Here is an 18784-nt window from a genome sequence, read left to right as displayed (position 1 = left end):
AATTATTTTGTGTTTTGACTTGCAAAAGAAATTGAATGCTTAAATGAAACACTAGGATAGTTTCAATTCCCAAAGGGAATTATTTTGTGTTTTGACATGCTGGAGCAGATAGTGAATCTGAAGATAATAAATCAAGGTTTCAATTCCCAAAGGGAATTATTTTGTGTTTTGACTATTGATATATTAGGCAGATGGAAGGAACATAAAAGAAATTTAGTTTCAATTCCCAAAGGGAATTATTTTGTGTTTTGACAAACTGTGTTGGTAGGTTAATTCTCGAAGACTCGGTTTTTGTTTCAATTCCCAAAGGGAATTATTTTGTGTTTTGACCAAAGCCCAGCGGTGATATGTCAAGAGAATGATTCTAAAAAATTGGAAATTAATTTAACAAAAGTGTACCCTATACCCTAAAAAAGGGTATACAAAATAAGCCCACCAGTTAAGCAAAGAAAAATTCCCTTTAAATGGTGTAAATGGAAAAGAGAGTAGATTTTAGGGTAAAGACGTTACCCCCTCCTCTCTGGTGAAGTGTACAGTTGCCTGGTGTTTAGTAGCGAAAACACCAACCGTACCAGTTTTCTAGCGGTTAAGACGAGAGCCCTTTTATGTTTGTGTTTTGGTACTTCATCATATTTCTTTTGGTAGAAGTCTTTGTACTCAGGAACATGCTTCCGTACAGAATCAGCAGCCTGAATTAAGTAATAACGAAGATACTTGTTCCCGGTCCTGGTTCTGCTGGTATCTTCGGCTTCAAATTCACCTGATTGATGTTGGTTCCAAGTTAAACCGGCATATTTAGCCAGAGCATTATGGTCTTTAAAGCGTTGGATATCTCCGGTTTCTGCCATGATTCCGGCGGTAAAAACATCTCCAATCCCTTTAACGGAAGTTAAAGTTTGGGGAAGGCCCTTCATGATTTTGGCGATTTCTTTGTCCAGTTTTTTCACTTCCGATTCCATATGTTTAATTACATTAAGCATAGTGGCCAAAGAAATATTCACAGGGTCAGCCATCGCCTTGTTCAGTCGATAAGAAGACCGGGCAATTTTTTGAAGATAAAGAGCAATTTCCTCCGGATTATCGAAACGGTTTTTCCCTTTATCCTTTAAGAAATCAACCAGTTCTTCCATAGACATGGCTACAATTTGTTCCGGTTCTAGTTCTTGGATAACAGCAAGACAGGTGCTGCCAAAAAGATTGGAAAATGGGTTATCCTGGCGTAAACCACTAAACTTTAAGAAGACCTGATTAAGAAAATAGGTTTTGTCCCGAGTGATATTTTGCATCAGGTGAAATCGTGTCCTTGTAAGCCTCTGCAAAGCCTCGTATTGAATAATGTCTTTCATGGCATGAGGTAGTCGACCAAAACGAAGGTGGTCTGCAATTACCCAGGCATCGATGCGGTCGTTCTTTGGGAGGGTGTCATACCCCTTTTTGAAACGGGCCACTTTTCGTGCATTAAGAACGTAAATCTGTGTATCTTTTTGGGGGCAAGTGGTTTGAAGCTGTTCTTGCAAATAGTGAGCAAGGTGCCAACCCAGATTTGAAGTTGCCTCCATACCAATTCGAAGGGATTGACTTTTGATTCTATCAGATGTATCAACAATCTTTTGAATGAGGGTGTCGGCCCCCTGCCGATTGTTGTGAATAGAAAAAGAAGCCAATGCCCCTCCGTCTCCATCCATAAATTGTACATGGTGAGACTGTAAGCTAACGTCTATTCCCACCAACATTTGTGACATAGGATCACCTCCCTGTTCTAAAAAATCAGGTTGGTCTCAGACCTGGGTGCCCATGGGAACCATCGAAAGCTGCCTCGTCATCAGCACTCATCATTAACATGAAGACAATTCGGGGTGCTACTCCCCCTTCATGGAAAGAGGTGCAACCAGCGGTTAGATCATCGATGATGGATCATGGGTAGCAGGCTTATTAAGCAGTACCAAAAGGTCCGCAAGGAGGGAAAGAAATATCCCGAGAACAACCTGTTAATCCCATTGTCCCATGGGGAGGTCTGAACTGCCAGACAATAATTGGAAGTGTAAAAAAGGCAATAGAAAACCGACCCGGTCAGGAAACCTCAAAAGAAATCTCCAGGGGGCCGGCATTAAGAATCACAATATCTTAAATTATGGAGCTGTAGTTATTAGTATCTACTCTCCCTGATCAGGGATTGACTGTGGATAATCTTGTATGTTTTCTAAACATCACCACCATATTTAGGGTACTTAGACTCAGTTTAGACAATGACCTTATCCACATAAACAATAGCCGCGCGACTGACTGGTACCATTATTGCACCCAGTGTGGAATTGGTTATCATTTTAGCTGGTCTCGATACCCGTTATCGAGAACCGGTTCTCATACATGGACTCCACCTTATTCCATTTATGGAAATTAGGTTTGTCCAGTGAATCTATTACTATTATACGAGGAGGTATATTATGTTTATAGTAAAATTTCAAATGTTTCAATTCCCAAAGGGAATTATTTTGTGTTTTGACATATTGCCGAGATAGGTAAAAGGATGGTGTGTTGAATATAGTTTCAATTCCCAAAGGGAATTATTTTGTGTTTTGACGTAAAGGAAATTAATTACATAGGTAGAATAGTGTAATGTTTCAATTCCCAAAGGGAATTATTTTGTGTTTTGACTGAAGAAGATGACTGTATATCTGCTAAAGGGGTAAGGAGTTTCAATTCCCAAAGGGAATTATTTTGTGTTTTGACGCAGGCATAGAAAGCAGTGTTACTGCCATCATTCCTCAAGTTTCAATTCCCAAAGGGAATTATTTTGTGTTTTGACTTTACCAGTATCGGCTGTAATACTCCAACTTCTGCTATACGTTTCAATTCCCAAAGGGAATTATTTTGTGTTTTGACTGGGCCTTGCCCACTTTTTTGTTTCACCTGCCGAAGGTGGATACCGTTTCAATTCCCAAAGGGAATTATTTTGTGTTTTGACACCAGTCACAGAATAGGAGGTAAAAATGAATAATTTTAAAATGTTTCAATTCCCAAAGGGAATTATTTTGTGTTTTGACTTTTTGAATTGCTTGAATATGCATACTGACACTTTCAGTTTCAATTCCCAAAGGGAATTATTTTGTGTTTTGACGTTAATGTAACAGAAGTCATCTGACCTTTTTTATTTGTGTTTCAATTCCCAAAGGGAATTATTTTGTGTTTTGACAAAGTGGTTAACGGAAGAAACAAGCAAATATAATAATGCGTTTCAATTCCCAAAGGGAATTATTTTGTGTTTTGACTAGACCATTTACAGTTATTAAGAATATAAAGAAGCATACGTTTCAATTCCCAAAGGGAATTATTTTGTGTTTTGACAATCAGCTACAATCAGTGAATCTTATAACAGTGCAGCTGTTTCAATTCCCAAAGGGAATTATTTTGTGTTTTGACGGATATAGTGCCACCTTCTAAAGATTGAATCCATATTTCAGTTTCAATTCCCAAAGGGAATTATTTTGTGTTTTGACGAAGAACTAACCACAGCCAATTTACTTATGTATATTTTGTTTCAATTCCCAAAGGGAATTATTTTGTGTTTTGACGAGGAAGAATGGATACTCGCTACTGGTATTAGACTTGTTGTTTCAATTCCCAAAGGGAATTATTTTGTGTTTTGACTCCTGCGCTTTTTATCCCTTACTACACCTAGGATGAAAATACATTTTGCGAGCATTACTTTAAAATTGGTTGGTTTTTCCTATCTTACACAAAATCCTGCCTCTAGTAAAGTCCCTAACCTTTAGATGCCAAGGGATTTTAGAAATCGCAGAAGTCCCTGGTATATTACACACCAACAGATCGGTGATATCTGAATATTCACAATTATATTTACTTACCCTTATTTTATTATATCATTTTGGTACTCTATTTCACCAATTATACTTCTGTCATCTTCATTTGATATACTCAGGAAGTTTTTAAAAAAATACCTCCTTACCTTTGAAGTTAAAGCTCCAAAATAACCAATTTTTGGTTATACCGCTTGAGCTGCTATGTTGCCCGAGTGCCTAATCACTCGGAAAGCGTTATCACTGCTGTATACTCCAATAAAAAGCTAGATTTTAGGGTACAGTTAATAAGACCCATCTTTTTTTGATCAGTGATATCATATTTGGGTAATTCTATTAGTCTCGAGTTTGTTTAACCTGAACTTACGGCAACCCATGCCTGTATGCAAAGGAATTCTTGTAATTTTTCCTTAGCATTCTTCAATGCCTTTTGCAGCCAGGGATTAGGGGCTAACTTTATATGGCGGTAACGGTTGTTGCCTACAATGTTCCCAGGTACATTCAGTATTTTACGGCGGATAGTGGGCACTTCAGCACGGCCGTCTTTGCCATCCAATAAGGCCAAGCGAAACCAGTTGAGAAGGTTATACGATAATACTTTGAGCCACATAAAGGCTCATCTCCGCTGTAATGCCATTACCCCATACGCTGTCTGTTATCAAAGGTAAACTGTTGTCCCTGATGCTTATTCGGGAATGCGAGGACTGGCGCAATGAAATAATAAAAATGACCCAGCGCATCATCGTGCACGGCCAAGGTCAGGCGGGACAGCAAGTGATTGAAAGTGTTAACCAATTGGTCGAACAGGCAATTGCCAATCACCGGGCTGTATGTATAGATTACCGTGGACAAAACTATAAAATATCCCCCCTAGGGATCGTATATCACTGGCAAAGAATGGATCGGTATATTATCGCTATCAATTCTAAAAATAGTACCATTTACAATTACAGGCTGGACCGCGTGGATCGCTTGGAATTGCTGAAGGATACCTTTGTCCCACCCGAAGACTTTGTTTTAGCCTCTTACCTAGAAAACTGCTGGGGGATTTATCCCGCCGCCTCCAAAATAATCGGGGACAATGCAAGTTGACAGCACAGGAGGGCTGTTTAGTCCTAGAAGATAAAATTGCCGGACTAAACGAATTTGCCGCCAGGCGTATGCTTTGGCGGTACGGTTTAGGGGTGTGTCCCGATGAACAATAAAATGCTCATGAGGGTTTCCGCCATCCTTAACACCCTGGAAGCCCACCCCCAGGGACTCAGTGCAGTAGAGTTATCGAAATACACCACTTACCCGGCGGATCAGGTACTAAGGGATCTTAACGAGATATTAAACAACACCGATTTAGGACATTACTTTGCCATCTTTCCTGATGAACAGCCAGACGACCCAGAAGAGTATCTAGTGGATTAAAGATCCCCGTCTTAAATGGTTCATTCATGTATATTCTGGGCCTTACGCCCCGGTTAAACTCACTACCGGAGAGGCCCTGGATCTTTTATGGTTATTTGAAGAATTCCCATCCAAGGACGCAGACCTGCTGGACTTATGGTATAAACTAAAAAATCATTTATCCCAGTTCAAGGAGGTTGCCGCAGCAGCGGAATTCACACGACATCTGCATACCCTAGGTGGGGTAACGCTCCCCCAGACCAAATATCTTCCCACATTAAGAGAGGCGGTCTTAAACGAAAAGAAACTAAGGTTACTCTATGATGCAAAGTCTATCAACCAACGGGTGGAGTGGATTATCTGCCCTCTGGGACTTTCAGCAGAGGTGCTGGAGCCTGCTTGGCTACGGGAGGAAATGATAGGAATAGCAAAGCAGTGGGAAGAAATATACCGTTGATAAAACCAAAAAAATCCAACAGACGATGTCTGCTGGATTTTTTTGGTTTTTACCTTATTTTCTTAACTCTGCTCCCGTCTGGGCAAACAGGGATTTGGTGATACGCTGCATTTTTTCGTTAATTTCTTCATCGGTGAGAGTTCTGTCCTTGGCCTGGAACTTCATGGAGAAGGCCACACTTTTATAACCCTCGGGTACTTGGGAACCTTGATAAACATCAAAAATATCGGTTTCTTTCAGCAGTTCCCCTGCGGCCCTTTGAATAATGGAAAGCATTTCGGCGGCAGGAACTTCCAGTTTCACTAAAACAGCCAGATCCCTTTCCATGGTGGGGAACTTAGGTAACCCCTGGTATTGTTTAACTGGGCGGTTGACCTCTGCTAAAACCTTTAAATCCAACTTCACGGCCACAGCTCTACTGGGTAATTCATAGTTTTCAACGACATTGGGGTGAAGTTCTCCCACAACCCCCAGCATACGGCCTGCAACTTCAATCTTGGCACAACGACCAGGATGGAAACTGGGATCCTGATGACGACTGAATGCCGTGCTTGCAGCACCCAGTCCTTCCATTAGTTGCTCAACAACACCCTTCATGAAATAGTAATCCATTGGCCGGGCAGGCTGATTCCAAGTTTTTTGTGTATTTCCGTAGGCCACCGCAGCCAGTACTGGCACTTCTTCGGGTAACGGTTGCCCTTCCTGGGGATAAAAGACCCGGGCAATTTCAAAGATGGCTCCACTTTGGGCCCGCCGATTACTATTTTTCTGTAATACCTCTAATAGACTGGGAACCAGCACAGTCCTCATAATAGACTGCTCTTCACTAAGGGGATTTTGTAATTTTACACAGTTTCGGAATATGCTATCCTTGGGCAAATTCATTAAATCAAATATCCTGGGATGTACAAAACCGTAGGTAACAACCTCATAAAATCCACAGGAAGTCATAATCCTGCGCATATCCCAGTTCATTTGTTGCTCAGCAGTCCTGACGCCCTGGGAGGTTGCACCAAAGGGTAAGGTTTCGGGAATCTGGTTAAAACCATATAACCGGACCACTTCTTCTACCAAATCCCACTCACCGCTAATATCCGGACGGAAGGTGGGTACGGTAACCAGAATATCCCCTTCCTGTTCCTGCACTCTGAACTGCAAGCTTTCCATGATCCGCATGATTTCCTGTTTGGGAATATCAACTCCCAAGACCCAATTTACCCGTTTGGGTCTCAACAGGATGGTTTTTTCTGTGATGGGGTTGGGAAATTTATCAATGGTACCAGAAACCACCATGCCCCCAGCCAGTTGCTGCATTAATTGCAGCGCTCTGTCTGCAGCCCTCAGACAACCGTTAATATCAATGCCCTTTTCAAAGCGCATGGAAGATTCCGAACGCAACCCCAGGGCTTTAGAAGTACGGCGCACATTGATGGGATGGAAGTAAGCAGACTCAACCAGGATATTGATTGTGGCATCGGTAACTTCACTTTCCAGACCACCCATTACACCAGCCACAGCCACCGGGCCTGCTTCGTCGGTAATGGCCAGCATCTCTGGGTTTAGTGTGCGTTCTACGCCATCCAAGGAAATGATCTTCTCATCTTCTTGGGCACGGCGAACAATGATATGGTGGTTGGCTATTTTATCATAGTCAAAGGCATGTAGTGGCTGACCCATTTCCAACATTACATAGTTGGTTACATCCACCACGTTGCTAATGGGTCTGATTCCCGCCGCCCGCAGTCTATTTTGCAACCAAATGGGTGAAGGTCCGATCTTGATTCCTTTGATGACACGACCCACGTAACGACGGCACAAGTCAATATCTTCTATATCAATTTTAGCCAGTTTATCAATCTTCTCGTTATTTTCCTGGAATTGAGGAACCGGAATTTTCAATTCGGTATTTAGCAGAGCTGCTACATCCCTGGCAACACCAATCATGCTAAGGGCATCGCCCCGGTTTGGTGTGAGATCCAATTCCAACACAGCGTCATTTAGCCCTAGAATTTCTTTAGCATCCAAACCCACAGGTACATCTTCGGGCAGAATCAATATGCCATTGGCCATATCTGGGGATAAAAGTCTTGTTTCCATCCCTAATTCCTGTCCGGAGCAGAGCATGCCACGGGACTCCACACCCCTTAGCTTGGAACGTTTAATCTGTAAGCCTTCGGCCAATTTCGCCCCTTCCAGGGCTACGGGAATCACATGGCCCTCCCGTACATTGGTGGCTCCGGTAACAATTTGCAACAATTCTTCTTGACCTACATCCACCTGACAAACAACCAACTTATCAGCATTGGGATGTTTCTCTATCTTTACAATGCGTCCGGTTACAACATTTTCAATTTCAGTACCCAATTCATCGACGGTATCAACAGCCAAGCCAGAAAGGGTTAACCGATCGGCTAACTCCTGGGGCGTAATTTGAATATCAACATAGTCTTTAAGCCATTGGTAAGAAACACGCATGGTTATAAAAAACCTCCTGAATAAATACTTTAGAATTGTGACAGGAATCGTAAATCGTTATCAAATAATAAGCGGAGATCATCGATGCCGTACTTTAGCATGGCAATCCGTTCAACCCCCATACCAAAGGCAAAACCTGTCACTTCCTCGGGATTGTAGCCGGACATCTCCAGTACCCTTGGGTGTACCATACCGGAACCCAGGATCTCCAACCAACCGCTGCCTTTACAAACCCGACAGCCATTACCTTTACAGTTAAAACAAGAGATATCCACTTCTGCGCTGGGTTCGGTAAAGGGAAAATAGCTGGGACGCAGACGGGTTTTCGTGTCCAGTCCAAACATTTGCCTGGCAAAGGTAGCCAAAACGCCCTTTAAATCCGCAAAGGTGATATGCTTATCAACCACCAAACCCTCCACCTGATGGAACATCGGGGAGTGGGTGGCATCGTCATCCCGGCGGTAAACTCGACCCGGGCATATAATTTTAATGGGCACCTGGGGAACCATTTTTTCCATGGTTCTTACCTGCACCGGAGATGTATGGGTTCTCAAAAGAACCTCCGGGTTGATAAAAAAAGTATCCTGCATATCTCTAGCCGGATGGTCCTTTGGCAAATTTAAAGCCTCAAAGTTATAATAATCCAACTCCACTTCCGGCCCTTCAGCAATCTTAAAGCCAAGCCCCATAAAGATACTTTCTATTTCCTGCATAACCTGGGTAAGGGGGTGCATTCTACCTAAACCAAACTGGTTGCCTGGCAGGGTAACATCAATGGTCTCTGCAGCCAGCATTTGTTCCTTTTGTGCTTCTTTTACCCGGGCATTTCTCTCCTCAAGGGCCTGCTCGATGGAAGCCCTCACTTCATTGGCCACCTGCCCAACACGGGGTCTTTCCTCGGCTGATAAGGCACCCATGCCTCTTAACAACTGTGTGACCTCACCCTTTTTACCCAGGTATTTAACCCGAATATCATTAAGTGCTTCCGGAGTTTTGGCGCTCTCCAAGGCAGCCAGTGCCTCCTGGGCTAATGTTCTTAATTTCTGCTCCATGACAATCCTCCTGTAAAATCAAAAAATAAATAAAAAACCGCCCCTAAATATAGGGACGGAGTATCTCCGTGGTACCACCCAGATTGTTCTACTACAAAGAACCACTCAGAGGATAAAAACACTTATCCACTTCTGATAACGGCAGAAGAACCGGCGAAACCTACTCGTATGTATATACTTTCAGACCGCAGCTCAAGGGCGAACTTTCCGATGACTTTTCTTAAGAGGATTTCCAGTCTCGACCCTCTCTCCCTGCGAAGAAACAATCAACGTACTTCTCCCCATCATGGCAGTAGCACTATTAATGTAAAACCAGTCGGCGATAGTTTATATAAGCAGTAACCGAACCGGTTGCTTCGAACAGGTTCCAAAAAAATTCGGCGGTTAACAGCATGTAACCACGACCTTTCATCTCTTTTTGGGGACCTTTCGACACTGATTATATCATATGAATTTAAGCAAAACAAGAAAGTTTACTGAATTTTATGTCTCTGCCTGATGGCCTCATAAAGGATAATGGAGGTGGCAATGGCAACATTTAAAGATTCAGCACATCCGGGCATGGGAATGGTTATTTTCTGATGGTTATATCGAAATATCTCTTCCCTGGGTCCCGCTCCCTCATTGGCCACAATAATCCCTACCGGAGTTTGGAGGTTGGCTTTAAAAACAGGTATGCCACCGGCAGGTTCCCCCACCAGCAAAGTAACGCCTATGGATGCAAGATACTCCAAGGCTTCGTTAACATCACTGACCTGTATCACTGGCAAATGAAACAAAGAACCCATGGTAGCCCGTAATGTTTTAGGGTTATAAATATCCACCGTACCCTTCAGTAAGATCACTCCACTGGCCCCCGCAGCGTCTGCGGAGCGGATAATAGTACCAAGATTTCCCGGATCCTGAACACCATCCACAATCACCACCAGGGGCTTTTGATCGGGCCTGATAATATCCTCCAGGGTATAATCGGGTTGCCTAAGTACCGCCAGCATGCCCTGGGGAGTCTCGGTGTCCGATAGTTCCTTCATAATAGCATCTGACACCGCCAGTACTTCGACCCCTTTATCCCTGGCCAAATCCAACAGTATTTTTCCCCGTTGAGCCTGGCAGGCCTGATCCGTGTAAAGTAAAATCTCCGTTTGCCAGGTGCTACTTAAGGCCTCTTCAACAAATCGGATGCCCTCCACCGCCAATTTCCTTTCCTTTTGCCGAAAATTCCGTTGGGCCAACTTTTTAACCAATTTCACACGTAAATTTTGAGAAGATGTAATCATTAGACCTCAACCGTATCAAATTTTTGTAGTTTTTCATTCTTACCAATGACCACCAAAATATCCCCTTCCAAAATTTCTTGACTGGCCCCCGGGGAGATGATCATATCTTCCCCCCTTCGAATGGCTAGAATGCTGACACCATATTGTTGCCTGGCGCCGGACTTTTCCAGTGTTTTGTTAACAAAATTTGGCGGAGCTGCCATTTCAACCAGACTATATTCCGGCGACAACGATATCTGCTCCATAATATTTTGGGAAACCAACGCATGGGCCAACTTAATGCCCATATCTCTTTCTGGAAAGACCACTTTATCAGCTCCCACCCGTTCAAGAACCTTGCCGTGCAAATCATTTTGAGCCTTGGCCACGACCCTTTTGACGCCCATTTCTTTTAACATTAAAGTTACCAATATGCTGGATTGCACCTCCTGACCAATGCCCACCACCACGACGTCAAAATTACGAATGCCTACAGCCTGTAATGAATGGTCATCCAATGCATCCAACTGAACAGCATGGGTTACATCCTCTATAATATCATTTACACGTTCTTCATTTACATCCAGTCCCAGTACCTCATAGTCCATTTTAGAAAGGGTTCTGGCAACACTACTACCAAAACGTCCTAACCCAATAACGGCAAATTGTTTCATATCCTATAGCCCTCCTTAACCAATAATAATCCTTTCCTCCGGATAACGAAACTGCTGTTTACGCTGTTGCTTGGTAGCCAAGGCATAGGCCACAGTTAAGGGTCCCAAACGTCCAAGAAACATTGTAAACATGATAACAACCTGCCCAAAATCTGAAAGGGTTGGTGTAAGACCCGCAGAAAGTCCAACAGTGGCTAAGGCCGAAACCACTTCAAATAAAATTTTAAGAAAATCTGCCTTCTCAACAGCCCCTAGTAACAATGTAGCAAAGATAATCCAGCCCATGGCCAGCAAAATAATCCCCAATCCCTTGTAAACCTGCTCTTTGGAAATTCGGCGGTAGAAAACCTCTGCATCCTCCTTGCCACGTGCCAACGAAATCAAAGCTAACACAACAATACCAAAGGTAGTGGTCTTAACCCCTCCGCCAGTGGAACCCGGAGAGGCTCCAATAAACATAAGAAGAATAATAAAAAACAAAGTTACAGGACGCATGGCCGTTAAATCAATGGTGTTAAATCCTGCTGTACGTGGTGTTACAGACTGAAACCAGCTGGCCCACAGTTTACCTCCAAAACTTAGGGAAGCCAAGGTATTATTAAACTCCAATAGTAAGAAGACAACCATGCCAAAGAGTAAAAGTATGGCCGTTATGTAAAGGGCTAGCTTTGAGTGCAGACTGATTTTCTTTCTCTTACGATATCGAATTGCGTCTGTCATGACAGTAAACCCAATCCCGCCCAAAATAATGTCCAAACCTATGGCAAAGTTCACAATGGGGTCAGCGGTATACTGGGTAAGGCTTCGAAAATCTCCAAACAAATCAAAACCTGCATTATTGAAACCAGATACGGCGTGAAATAAACTGAAGGCGATTCCCTTTTGCAACCCTAGCTCTGGAACAAATCTTACAGCCAATAGGGTGGCTATAAATATTTGAATGGTAAGGGTTAAAACTATAACCTGTTTGGCTAGCTTGATAATTCCACTTAAATCAATTACATTTAAGGACTGCTGGATCAAAAGTCGCTCTCTAAAGGTAACCTTGCGTCCCAAGATTAGCCAAAACAAAACAGCCATGGTCATGAATCCCAGACCGCCTACTTGAATCAAGCTTATGATTACAACCTGTCCAAAGGTACTCCAGTAGGTTCCAGTATCCACCACCACAAGTCCTGTAACACATACAGCAGAAGTTGAGGTGAAAAGTGCTGTTAAAAAATCCGTGGGCTGACCACTGGCGGAGGCTACTGGTAAAGATAATAGAATCCCCCCCAGTAGAATTAGCCCGGCAAAACCTACCGCCAAAGCCCTTGATGGCTGACTTAAAAAGCCCTTATTGTTTTTCAAACTGATCGCCTCTTTAAAAAGAATCATGCACTATTATAGCAAATTATGAAGTTAATGCTAGTATTTTAGGGAACCACTTCTAACTTTCGTAGTTTGTCCAATGTTATCAAAGACTTTACTACTTCCTAACAAGCAAATAAAAGCATGGTCTAAGACCATGCTTTGGGTTATTCATATAATATGTTTTTATTTAACTTAGGCGAGCTTGGACTTTGCAAGCTCAACCAGTTGGCCAAATGCTTTGGCATCGTTTACTGCCAAGTCTGCCAACATTTTACGGTTTACCTCTACACCAGCTTTTTTCAGACCGTTGATAAAACGGCTGTAGGACAACCCGTTCATGCGAGTGGCTGCGTTAATACGAGCAATCCAAAGCTTACGGAAATCACGTTTCTTCTGACGACGGTCTCTGTAAGCATAGAATAAACCTTTCATTACGGCCTGGTTGGCTACCCTGAACAGCTTACTGCGGGAACCTCTATAACCTTTGGCCAACTTTAGAATCTTTCTGTGTCTATTGCGAGAAACCACACTGCTTTTAGCCCGTGGCATGATGATTACCTCCTTCTACTTGAAAAAAATCAAACTTTAATAGGGCAACAGTCTACTAATACGAACTGCATCGGATTCATGAATAATGGTAGACTTGCGTAGGTTGCGCTTGCGCTTAGCAGTCTTTTTACCTAGAATGTGGCTGTGAAAAGCGTGCCAACCACGAATTTTTCCAGTGGCAGTTTTCTTAAATCTCTTAGCAGCCCCACGGTGGGTTTTAATTTTAGGCATTTAGGGCAACTCCTTTCTAGTCTTGCTTTTCATTTTTTGGTGCTAAGATCATAATCATGTTTTTACCTTCAAGCTTAGGATGTCTTTCGACAATACAAATATCTTTTAGGTCTTGGGCCAGACGTTCCAATAGGGCTCTCCCCAACTCTGTATGGACAATTTCTCTACCTCGGAACATGATCGTAACCTTGACCTTATCACCATCTTTAAGGAATCGTTCGGCATTCTTGGATTTTGTGGAGTAGTCATGGTCCTCAATGCGAGGGCGTAATTTAACTTCTTTAACTTGAATGATTCTTTGCCTTTTCTTGGCTTCCTTTTCCCGCTTGCTTTGCTCATATTTGAACTTGCCATAATCCATAATACGGCAAACCGGCGGTTTTGCTTGGGCAGCAACCTCAACCAAATCCAGTTGTTTTTCCTCTGCCAAACGCAGGGCTTCCTTCGTAGACATAATACCCAGTTGGTTATTTTCAGCATCTACTACCCGTACTTCACGTGCTCGAATCTCCTCATTAATGCGTTGCTCTTGTTTGGAAATATATATTCACCTCCATATAATAGGTCAAACAAAAAATAAAAAGCGGGTGATAAACACCCGCTAATAGACACAATTTTAAAAACATATTGTGTAATAAGACCCTACGAACCTCGGTTGTAAGGTGAGAAGCGGGATGCTTCTACTTTAATATAGTATTAAGTTCAACAGGAGTAATTGTACCATGGTTTGCCTGAGCAGTCAAGGTTTTTTCCTTTAGCTTTATTATATCGTTTTGTTTTGAATATCATCTTCTATTTTCTTGATAAAATCTCCCACCGAAATGGCGCCAACATCGCCTTTGCCACGCTCACGTACTGCAACGGCTCCTTGTTCCATTTCTCGATCACCAATCACCAGCATGTAAGGAATTTTCTGGGTCTGGGCTTCCCGGATTTTATAGTTGATTTTTTCATTTCTGGCATCCAGTTCCACTCGAATATCCAGCCCTTGCAATCTCTTTACTAATTCCCGGGCATATTCATGATGCCTATCGGTAATGGGCAGCACTTTCACCTGTACAGGTGCCAACCAAACCGGGAAGGCTCCAGCAAAGTGCTCTGTTAGAATACCAATAAATCGTTCAATACTGCCAAAAACAACTCTGTGGATCATAACAGGACGGTGCTTCTGACCGTCTTCCCCAACATAGTTCAGATTGAATCTTTCCGGCATTTGGAAGTCTAATTGAATGGTACCACACTGCCAAGTTCTACCCAAACTATCAGTTAAGTGGAAGTCAATTTTAGGTCCATAGAAAGCTCCGTCGCCCTCGTTGACTTTATAATCCATCTTTTTGGCCTCCAGAGCATCGCGGAGGGAGTTGGTTGCAACTTCCCACATTTCATCGGAACCCATGGATTTCTCCGGACGGGTGGAGAGTTCTACGTGGTAATTTAAACCAAAGGTATTATAGAAGTAATCAAACAGATCAATAACACCAATAATCTCGTCCTTAATCTGACTGGGCAGCATGAAGATATGTGCATCATCTTGGGTAAAGCAACGCACACGCATTAAGCCGTGCAAAGCGCCAGACAACTCGTGGCGGTGTACAAGGCCCAGTTCACCCCAGCGCAAAGGCAGATCGCGATAGCTGTGCATTCTAGTTTTGTAAACCAAAATACTGCCTGGACAGTTCATGGGCTTTACGGCATAATCTGCTTCATCAATTTTGGTAAAGTACATATTATCCTTATAATGGGCCCAGTGGCCGGATTGCTCCCACATGCTGCGATTTAAGATAATGGGTGTGCGAATTTCCTGGTAACCACGTTTTTTATGTTCTTGACGCCAGAAATTTTCCAATTCATTGCGTAAAACCATGCCCTTGGGATGGAAGAAAGGAAATCCCGGTCCCTCTTCCTGAATACTAAAGAGATCCAATTCCTGCCCCAATTTCCTATGGTCACGGCGCTTGGCTTCCTCAATGCGGAAGAGATGTTCATCCAGCATGGCCTTTTTGGGAAAAGATGTGCCATAAATACGCTGCAGCATTTTGTTTTTCTCGCTGCCCCGCCAATAAGCACCGGCAATGCTCATCAGCTTAAGACTCTTTAAGCGTCCAGTGGAAGGTACGTGGGGCCCAGCACAGAGATCATCAAAATCCCCCTGTTGGTAACAGGAGATAACTGCGTCCTCGGGCAGATCTGTGATAAGTTCTATCTTATAGATTTCGTCCTGTTTTTTGAAGTGTTCCAAGGCTTCTTCCCGCGAGAGTTCCACCCGTTTGAAAGGAATATCTTCCTTAATAATTTTATTCATTTCTTCTTCAATACGTTCTAATTGCGCAGGTGTAAAGGGTTGTTCAACATCAAAATCGTAATAATAACCATCTTGAATGGCAGGACCAATGGCTAGTTTAGCATCTGGGAACAATCTTTTTACAGCCTGAGCTAAAACGTGGGCTGTACTGTGGCGATAAACGGTTTTTCCCTCTTCATCATTAAAGGTCAATAATTCTAACGCAGCATCTTCCTTTAAGGGATACTCAAGATCCACAATCTTACCATTAACTTTACCAGCCAAAGCTTCCCTGGCTAAGCCTTGACTGATGCTCTTAGCAACTTCTAACACAGTGGTTCCAACTGCATATTCTCTAACAGAACCATCTTTCAGGGTTATTTTAATCATAAAAATGCTCCTTTCAATTGATTACTTTGTTTCAAAAATAAAAACCCCATCCCTGATAACCTCAGGGACGGGGTTGTTGCCGCGGTTCCACCCTGGTTGGAGACATTGCTCCCACCTCAAAGGATGATATCGGTATCAGACCGGTTTGCTTACTAAAATTCTGCAAACTGCTCCAAGGTGGTCTTTCAGACAGCTAGTGGGAAGTGCTTTCAGCCACGGCACTTCCTCTCTGGGGCAACCATACTGCCTTACTTTTCCTTTTCATAGCATCATATGCATTTACGGGTTTATTATAGGAGACGATCTAAAAAATGTCAAGCTGATAGATGTATGATTAGAACCTGTACCAGTCCAATGATAAATCCCAGTACGCCTCCAATGATTTCAATATGTTTCAATTCCCTAGAGGCAACGGTTAGAATTATTTTTTCCAAATGTTTAATATCATAATCATTTAACCGATCCTCTACCAGTTGGGCTACCTTAACCTTTTCAGCTACACTGCCGCCAGCCTGATCCACAATTTGATTAATCATTAGAGGCATCTGCTTATTTAGCATGTCCCCCATCATCTCCAAAATAACCGCTCGAATGGTGGTGGGCACCCATATGGGTATCCGTTCAACCACCATATTGCGTATAGAATCAGTGGCCGTATCCACAATCTTATTTAGAATTTCCGGTGATTTCATTTGGTTAATCAAGTCTTCTGCCTTAAGAAGTTCTTTTTCAACCACTTCCCCGATGCTCCTGGCCAGTTCCTGTCTCCTTTTCGGCACAACTCCTTGTATGGAAAAGGTACCGATAATATGAACCGGCTGATAGGGTTTAAATATTGCCTTTACAGCAATTAAGTTTGTAACCCAACCAATAAAGGCACCTATGACAGGTATTATGATAACCGTCCACCATTGCACCTTTACATAACCCCCATTCGTCAATTAACGACATTTACTATATCAGAATGTAAGGGGTGGTGCAATAGATTATAGGATATCATGGTGTGCCATAATAAGAAGAAAACCGCCTATGGTGGCAGTTTTCTTCTTATTGTTGCTGATTTTGACATAATTTACAGCCAGGACATTCTTCAACTTTTCCTTCAAAAACATGTTTTATGGTGTCAATGGTGGTCTCAGGTTTATGGGATGCACCAAAATGAAATACTATTTTATTAGGTGCCATAGTAATAAGCGCGCTTATTAATAAGTCCTCATAATTAATCTCATTATCCATAATATCTAAAATGAACCCCTCTAAAAACTCACTACTTATGGGTTCGTTATTTTCATCATAAAGTTTATATGTTCCCCTTTGGTTCATTAAAACATTTACAACATCTACCTTTGAGTCCTGAATCTCAACAAAGTATTTCAGAAGCTGAATAAATTCTCGGTATTCTCTTTCCATTAAAAAATCATCCACTGCCTGATCAACCGCCTCTTTAATCTCGTTTATGTAATCCTTAAGGCGGAATCTTATAAAGCCATCAATGACAAGGTTGTTGCTCTGCTCCAAAAATTCTACAAGTCTCTTTATAATTAAGTTTTTTCGATCTAACCGATCCATACAACCGATAAAAACCCTTTCACCTTTGGCGTAATCCTGGGAATACTGGTAGATTATTTTTTTTTCATCTTCATTGAAGAAAAAGTAATTTTCCTTAATGACATCTGCCATAATTGCCTTTTCCCATTGATTCAGAATAAGGTCAGATATAATGTCTGCCACAAAGTGCCTGAATAACAACTCATCTTCCAGGGGCCCGCCACAGCATAAAGCTCCATTGAAATCGAAGGATAAAAAAGTTATATTCCCAATGGGTTTCTCCGTGAGTTTTACAATTAAATTGTTACCCTCATTTAGGGGAAGTTCCCTACCCAGCTTATCTTTCAACAAATCAATATGCCGGGTGGCTCCAATGGAGAAACATTGACTCATCTCCTCAATCACCCCTTCCTTTACTATCAGTATATGAGAGGTACTTTTTTGTATACTGGATGAAATTTGGCCGATTCTTAAATTTATCTTCTTCTAATTGCAGTATAGTCATTTTTCTATGTTGCTATCCCATGTAAAAATTAAAGATCAATCCTGACTATGGAGTAATTGAGGATTATTTTTAGCCTTGCAAGACTTTGTAAATTTTTATCTTTCCAACATAATGATTCCCAAGATCACAACCATAATCATTAACCACAGAAGCACCCTACTTCTGGCAAGAAGCGTTTCCTTCATCTTTCCGCGTCCTAACACTGATAAGGTTTCTTTTTTTCTCCGGCTGCCATATCACCGACTGGCTCAATCATCGGCAAAGAAATTTGTGCATCAATACAGCTTGCAGGCGCAAAAGGAAGATATTAAGAAAAGGTTGCAAAGATTCTTTTTGTGATTATTCAGTAAACTTGGTTTGGATTTTCTTTGGTATACATACACATTTTTAGTTATTGTTCAATATTATGGGAAAAAAGGCAGGTGTTGTTGTATGCTGAATAAATTCGAAGAACTTAAACAGCTCTGCGAAGCGGAGATACGATCCCTAAAACACCAGATCAACATGGCAAAGGCCCCCTTCTTCCCACGTTGGGACGCGAAATCAACTATCCAAAAGGCCGAAGTAAAACTAGAAAAGATTCAGGAATTATTGGCAAAACTAGAGGCTTTGTCCGAACAGGTTAATCCAGTGGTAACAGATATCAAAGAAATCCTTGGTCTAGAGCGCCATGCAGCCACCAAATCCCAAAACAAACAATAAGGAAAAAACCGCCGTTTTTGATTTTCGGCGGTTTTTTTATATGAAAAATTTCCTACACGACTTTAGTAAAATAAATAAAAGCAGCCACTAATAGAAAT

16 protein-coding genes, 1 pseudogene, 2 CRISPR repeat arrays and 3 other annotated features (1 of these 22 cut by a window edge) are annotated in these 18784 nt (G+C 42.2%); of the genes and pseudogenes, 4 read left to right on the top strand and 13 right to left on the bottom strand.

All coding sequences use genetic code 11. The features are described 5' to 3' along the window. A CRISPR array of direct repeats spans nt 1–330; the repeat unit is 37 nt; unit sequence GTTTCAATTCCCAAAGGGAATTATTTTGTGTTTTGAC (it extends 249 nt beyond the left edge of the window). Nucleotides 331–506: 176 nt separating this feature from the next. Both DRED_RS08725 and DRED_RS08720 read right to left on the bottom strand, forming a co-directional pair. Further along, nucleotides 507–1742 (bottom strand): IS110 family RNA-guided transposase, encoded by a 1236-nt coding sequence (locus tag DRED_RS08725; RefSeq protein ID WP_011876481.1) that lies wholly within the window; start codon nt 1740–1742, stop codon nt 507–509. A 725-nt stretch (nt 1743–2467) separates the two neighbouring features. Continuing rightward, nucleotides 2468–3648: a CRISPR direct-repeat array (repeat unit 37 nt; unit sequence GTTTCAATTCCCAAAGGGAATTATTTTGTGTTTTGAC). A 522-nt stretch (nt 3649–4170) separates the two neighbouring features. After that, a pseudogene (locus DRED_RS08720) lies at nt 4171–4434 on the bottom strand (IS1380 family transposase); the annotation flags it as partial. Between the two features lie 14 nt (nt 4435–4448). Between DRED_RS08720 and DRED_RS08715 the strand changes: the two are divergent. The 3 genes from DRED_RS08715 to DRED_RS19310 all read left to right on the top strand — a co-directional run bounded on the left by DRED_RS08715 (nt 4449) and on the right by DRED_RS19310 (nt 5670). Further along, entirely contained in the window at nt 4449–4910 is a 462-nt protein-coding gene (locus DRED_RS08715) for a helix-turn-helix transcriptional regulator (protein ID WP_011877966.1), read from the top strand. Between the two features lie 102 nt (nt 4911–5012). Then, complete coding sequence (locus tag DRED_RS08710) at nt 5013–5234, top strand: hypothetical protein (RefSeq protein ID WP_011877965.1); 222 nt, start codon at nt 5013–5015, stop codon at nt 5232–5234. Between the two features lie 325 nt (nt 5235–5559). Next, nucleotides 5560–5670: a WYL domain-containing protein gene (locus tag DRED_RS19310; protein WP_238442596.1), complete on the top strand. Its 111-nt coding sequence runs from the start codon at nt 5560–5562 to the stop codon at nt 5668–5670. A gap of 54 nt (nt 5671–5724) precedes the next feature. On the opposite strand, the gene pheT is transcribed toward DRED_RS19310, so the two are convergent. The 11 genes from pheT to ytxC form a co-directional block, all read right to left on the bottom strand. Then, nucleotides 5725–8145 (bottom strand): phenylalanine--tRNA ligase subunit beta, encoded by a 2421-nt coding sequence (pheT, locus tag DRED_RS08705; protein ID WP_011877964.1) that lies wholly within the window; start codon nt 8143–8145, stop codon nt 5725–5727. Nucleotides 8146–8174: 29 nt separating this feature from the next. Then, nucleotides 8175–9197 (bottom strand): phenylalanine--tRNA ligase subunit alpha, encoded by a 1023-nt coding sequence (gene pheS / locus DRED_RS08700; protein ID WP_011877963.1) that lies wholly within the window; start codon nt 9195–9197, stop codon nt 8175–8177. 48 nt (nt 9198–9245) lie between these two features. Continuing rightward, nucleotides 9246–9494 (bottom strand) — a binding site (T-box leader). A 176-nt stretch (nt 9495–9670) separates the two neighbouring features. Continuing rightward, the gene (locus tag DRED_RS08695) at nt 9671–10447 is read right to left on the bottom strand and encodes a TrmH family RNA methyltransferase (protein WP_238442595.1); all 777 of its coding nucleotides are present in this window, start codon (nt 10445–10447) and stop codon (nt 9671–9673) included. Between the two features lie 26 nt (nt 10448–10473). Continuing rightward, on the bottom strand, nt 10474–11127 hold the full coding sequence (locus DRED_RS08690; RefSeq protein ID WP_011877961.1) for a potassium channel family protein: 654 nt from the start codon (nt 11125–11127) through the stop codon (nt 10474–10476). A 15-nt stretch (nt 11128–11142) separates the two neighbouring features. Then, the gene (locus tag DRED_RS08685; protein WP_011877960.1) at nt 11143–12477 is read right to left on the bottom strand and encodes a TrkH family potassium uptake protein; all 1335 of its coding nucleotides are present in this window, start codon (nt 12475–12477) and stop codon (nt 11143–11145) included. A 195-nt stretch (nt 12478–12672) separates the two neighbouring features. After that, a complete protein-coding gene (gene rplT / locus DRED_RS08680) occupies nt 12673–13029 on the bottom strand; it encodes a 50S ribosomal protein L20 (protein WP_011877959.1) in 357 nt (118 codons plus the stop codon). 36 nt (nt 13030–13065) lie between these two features. Further along, nucleotides 13066–13260, bottom strand: a complete 195-nt coding sequence (gene rpmI, locus DRED_RS08675) for a 50S ribosomal protein L35 (RefSeq protein WP_011877958.1) — start codon at nt 13258–13260, stop codon at nt 13066–13068. A gap of 16 nt (nt 13261–13276) precedes the next feature. Beyond that, entirely contained in the window at nt 13277–13807 is a 531-nt protein-coding gene (gene infC, locus DRED_RS08670; protein ID WP_041274543.1) for a translation initiation factor IF-3, read from the bottom strand. Nucleotides 13808–13829: 22 nt separating this feature from the next. Continuing rightward, nucleotides 13830–13952: a sequence feature (ribosomal protein L20 leader region), on the bottom strand. A 71-nt stretch (nt 13953–14023) separates the two neighbouring features. Next, on the bottom strand, nt 14024–15931 hold the full coding sequence (thrS, locus tag DRED_RS08665) for a threonine--tRNA ligase (RefSeq protein ID WP_011877956.1): 1908 nt from the start codon (nt 15929–15931) through the stop codon (nt 14024–14026). A gap of 60 nt (nt 15932–15991) precedes the next feature. Beyond that, nucleotides 15992–16205 (bottom strand) — a binding site (T-box leader). 40 nt (nt 16206–16245) lie between these two features. Further along, nucleotides 16246–16848: a DUF445 domain-containing protein gene (locus DRED_RS08660; RefSeq protein ID WP_011877955.1), complete on the bottom strand. Its 603-nt coding sequence runs from the start codon at nt 16846–16848 to the stop codon at nt 16246–16248. A gap of 130 nt (nt 16849–16978) precedes the next feature. Next, the gene (ytxC, locus tag DRED_RS08655; RefSeq protein WP_011877954.1) at nt 16979–17872 is read right to left on the bottom strand and encodes a putative sporulation protein YtxC; all 894 of its coding nucleotides are present in this window, start codon (nt 17870–17872) and stop codon (nt 16979–16981) included. Nucleotides 17873–18416: 544 nt separating this feature from the next. Here ytxC and DRED_RS08650 point away from each other — a divergent pair. Next, on the top strand, nt 18417–18686 hold the full coding sequence (locus tag DRED_RS08650; protein ID WP_011877953.1) for a hypothetical protein: 270 nt from the start codon (nt 18417–18419) through the stop codon (nt 18684–18686). Nucleotides 18687–18784: the final 98 nt, after the last annotated feature.

It is taken from the genome of Desulforamulus reducens MI-1, from assembly GCF_000016165.1.
GTDB lineage: Bacteria > Bacillota > Desulfotomaculia > Desulfotomaculales > Desulfotomaculaceae > Desulfotomaculum > Desulfotomaculum reducens.
The sequence above is the reverse complement of the archived record's forward strand: the minus strand, read 5'-3'. Positions and strand labels throughout refer to the sequence as shown.

Coding starts and splice junctions, on each gene's coding strand:
- DRED_RS08725 (WP_011876481.1), bottom strand. CDS start 1,742: ATGTCACAAATGTTGGTGGGAATAGACGTTAGCTTACAGTCTCACCAT.
- DRED_RS08715 (WP_011877966.1), top strand. CDS start 4,449: ATGCCATTACCCCATACGCTGTCTGTTATCAAAGGTAAACTGTTGTCC.
- DRED_RS08710 (WP_011877965.1), top strand. CDS start 5,013: ATGAACAATAAAATGCTCATGAGGGTTTCCGCCATCCTTAACACCCTG.
- pheT (WP_011877964.1), bottom strand. CDS start 8,145: ATGCGTGTTTCTTACCAATGGCTTAAAGACTATGTTGATATTCAAATT.
- pheS (WP_011877963.1), bottom strand. CDS start 9,197: ATGGAGCAGAAATTAAGAACATTAGCCCAGGAGGCACTGGCTGCCTTG.
- DRED_RS08690 (WP_011877961.1), bottom strand. CDS start 11,127: ATGAAACAATTTGCCGTTATTGGGTTAGGACGTTTTGGTAGTAGTGTT.
- rplT (WP_011877959.1), bottom strand. CDS start 13,029: ATGCCACGGGCTAAAAGCAGTGTGGTTTCTCGCAATAGACACAGAAAG.
- rpmI (WP_011877958.1), bottom strand. CDS start 13,260: ATGCCTAAAATTAAAACCCACCGTGGGGCTGCTAAGAGATTTAAGAAA.
- thrS (WP_011877956.1), bottom strand. CDS start 15,931: ATGATTAAAATAACCCTGAAAGATGGTTCTGTTAGAGAATATGCAGTT.
- ytxC (WP_011877954.1), bottom strand. CDS start 17,872: ATGAGTCAATGTTTCTCCATTGGAGCCACCCGGCATATTGATTTGTTG.
- DRED_RS08650 (WP_011877953.1), top strand. CDS start 18,417: ATGCTGAATAAATTCGAAGAACTTAAACAGCTCTGCGAAGCGGAGATA.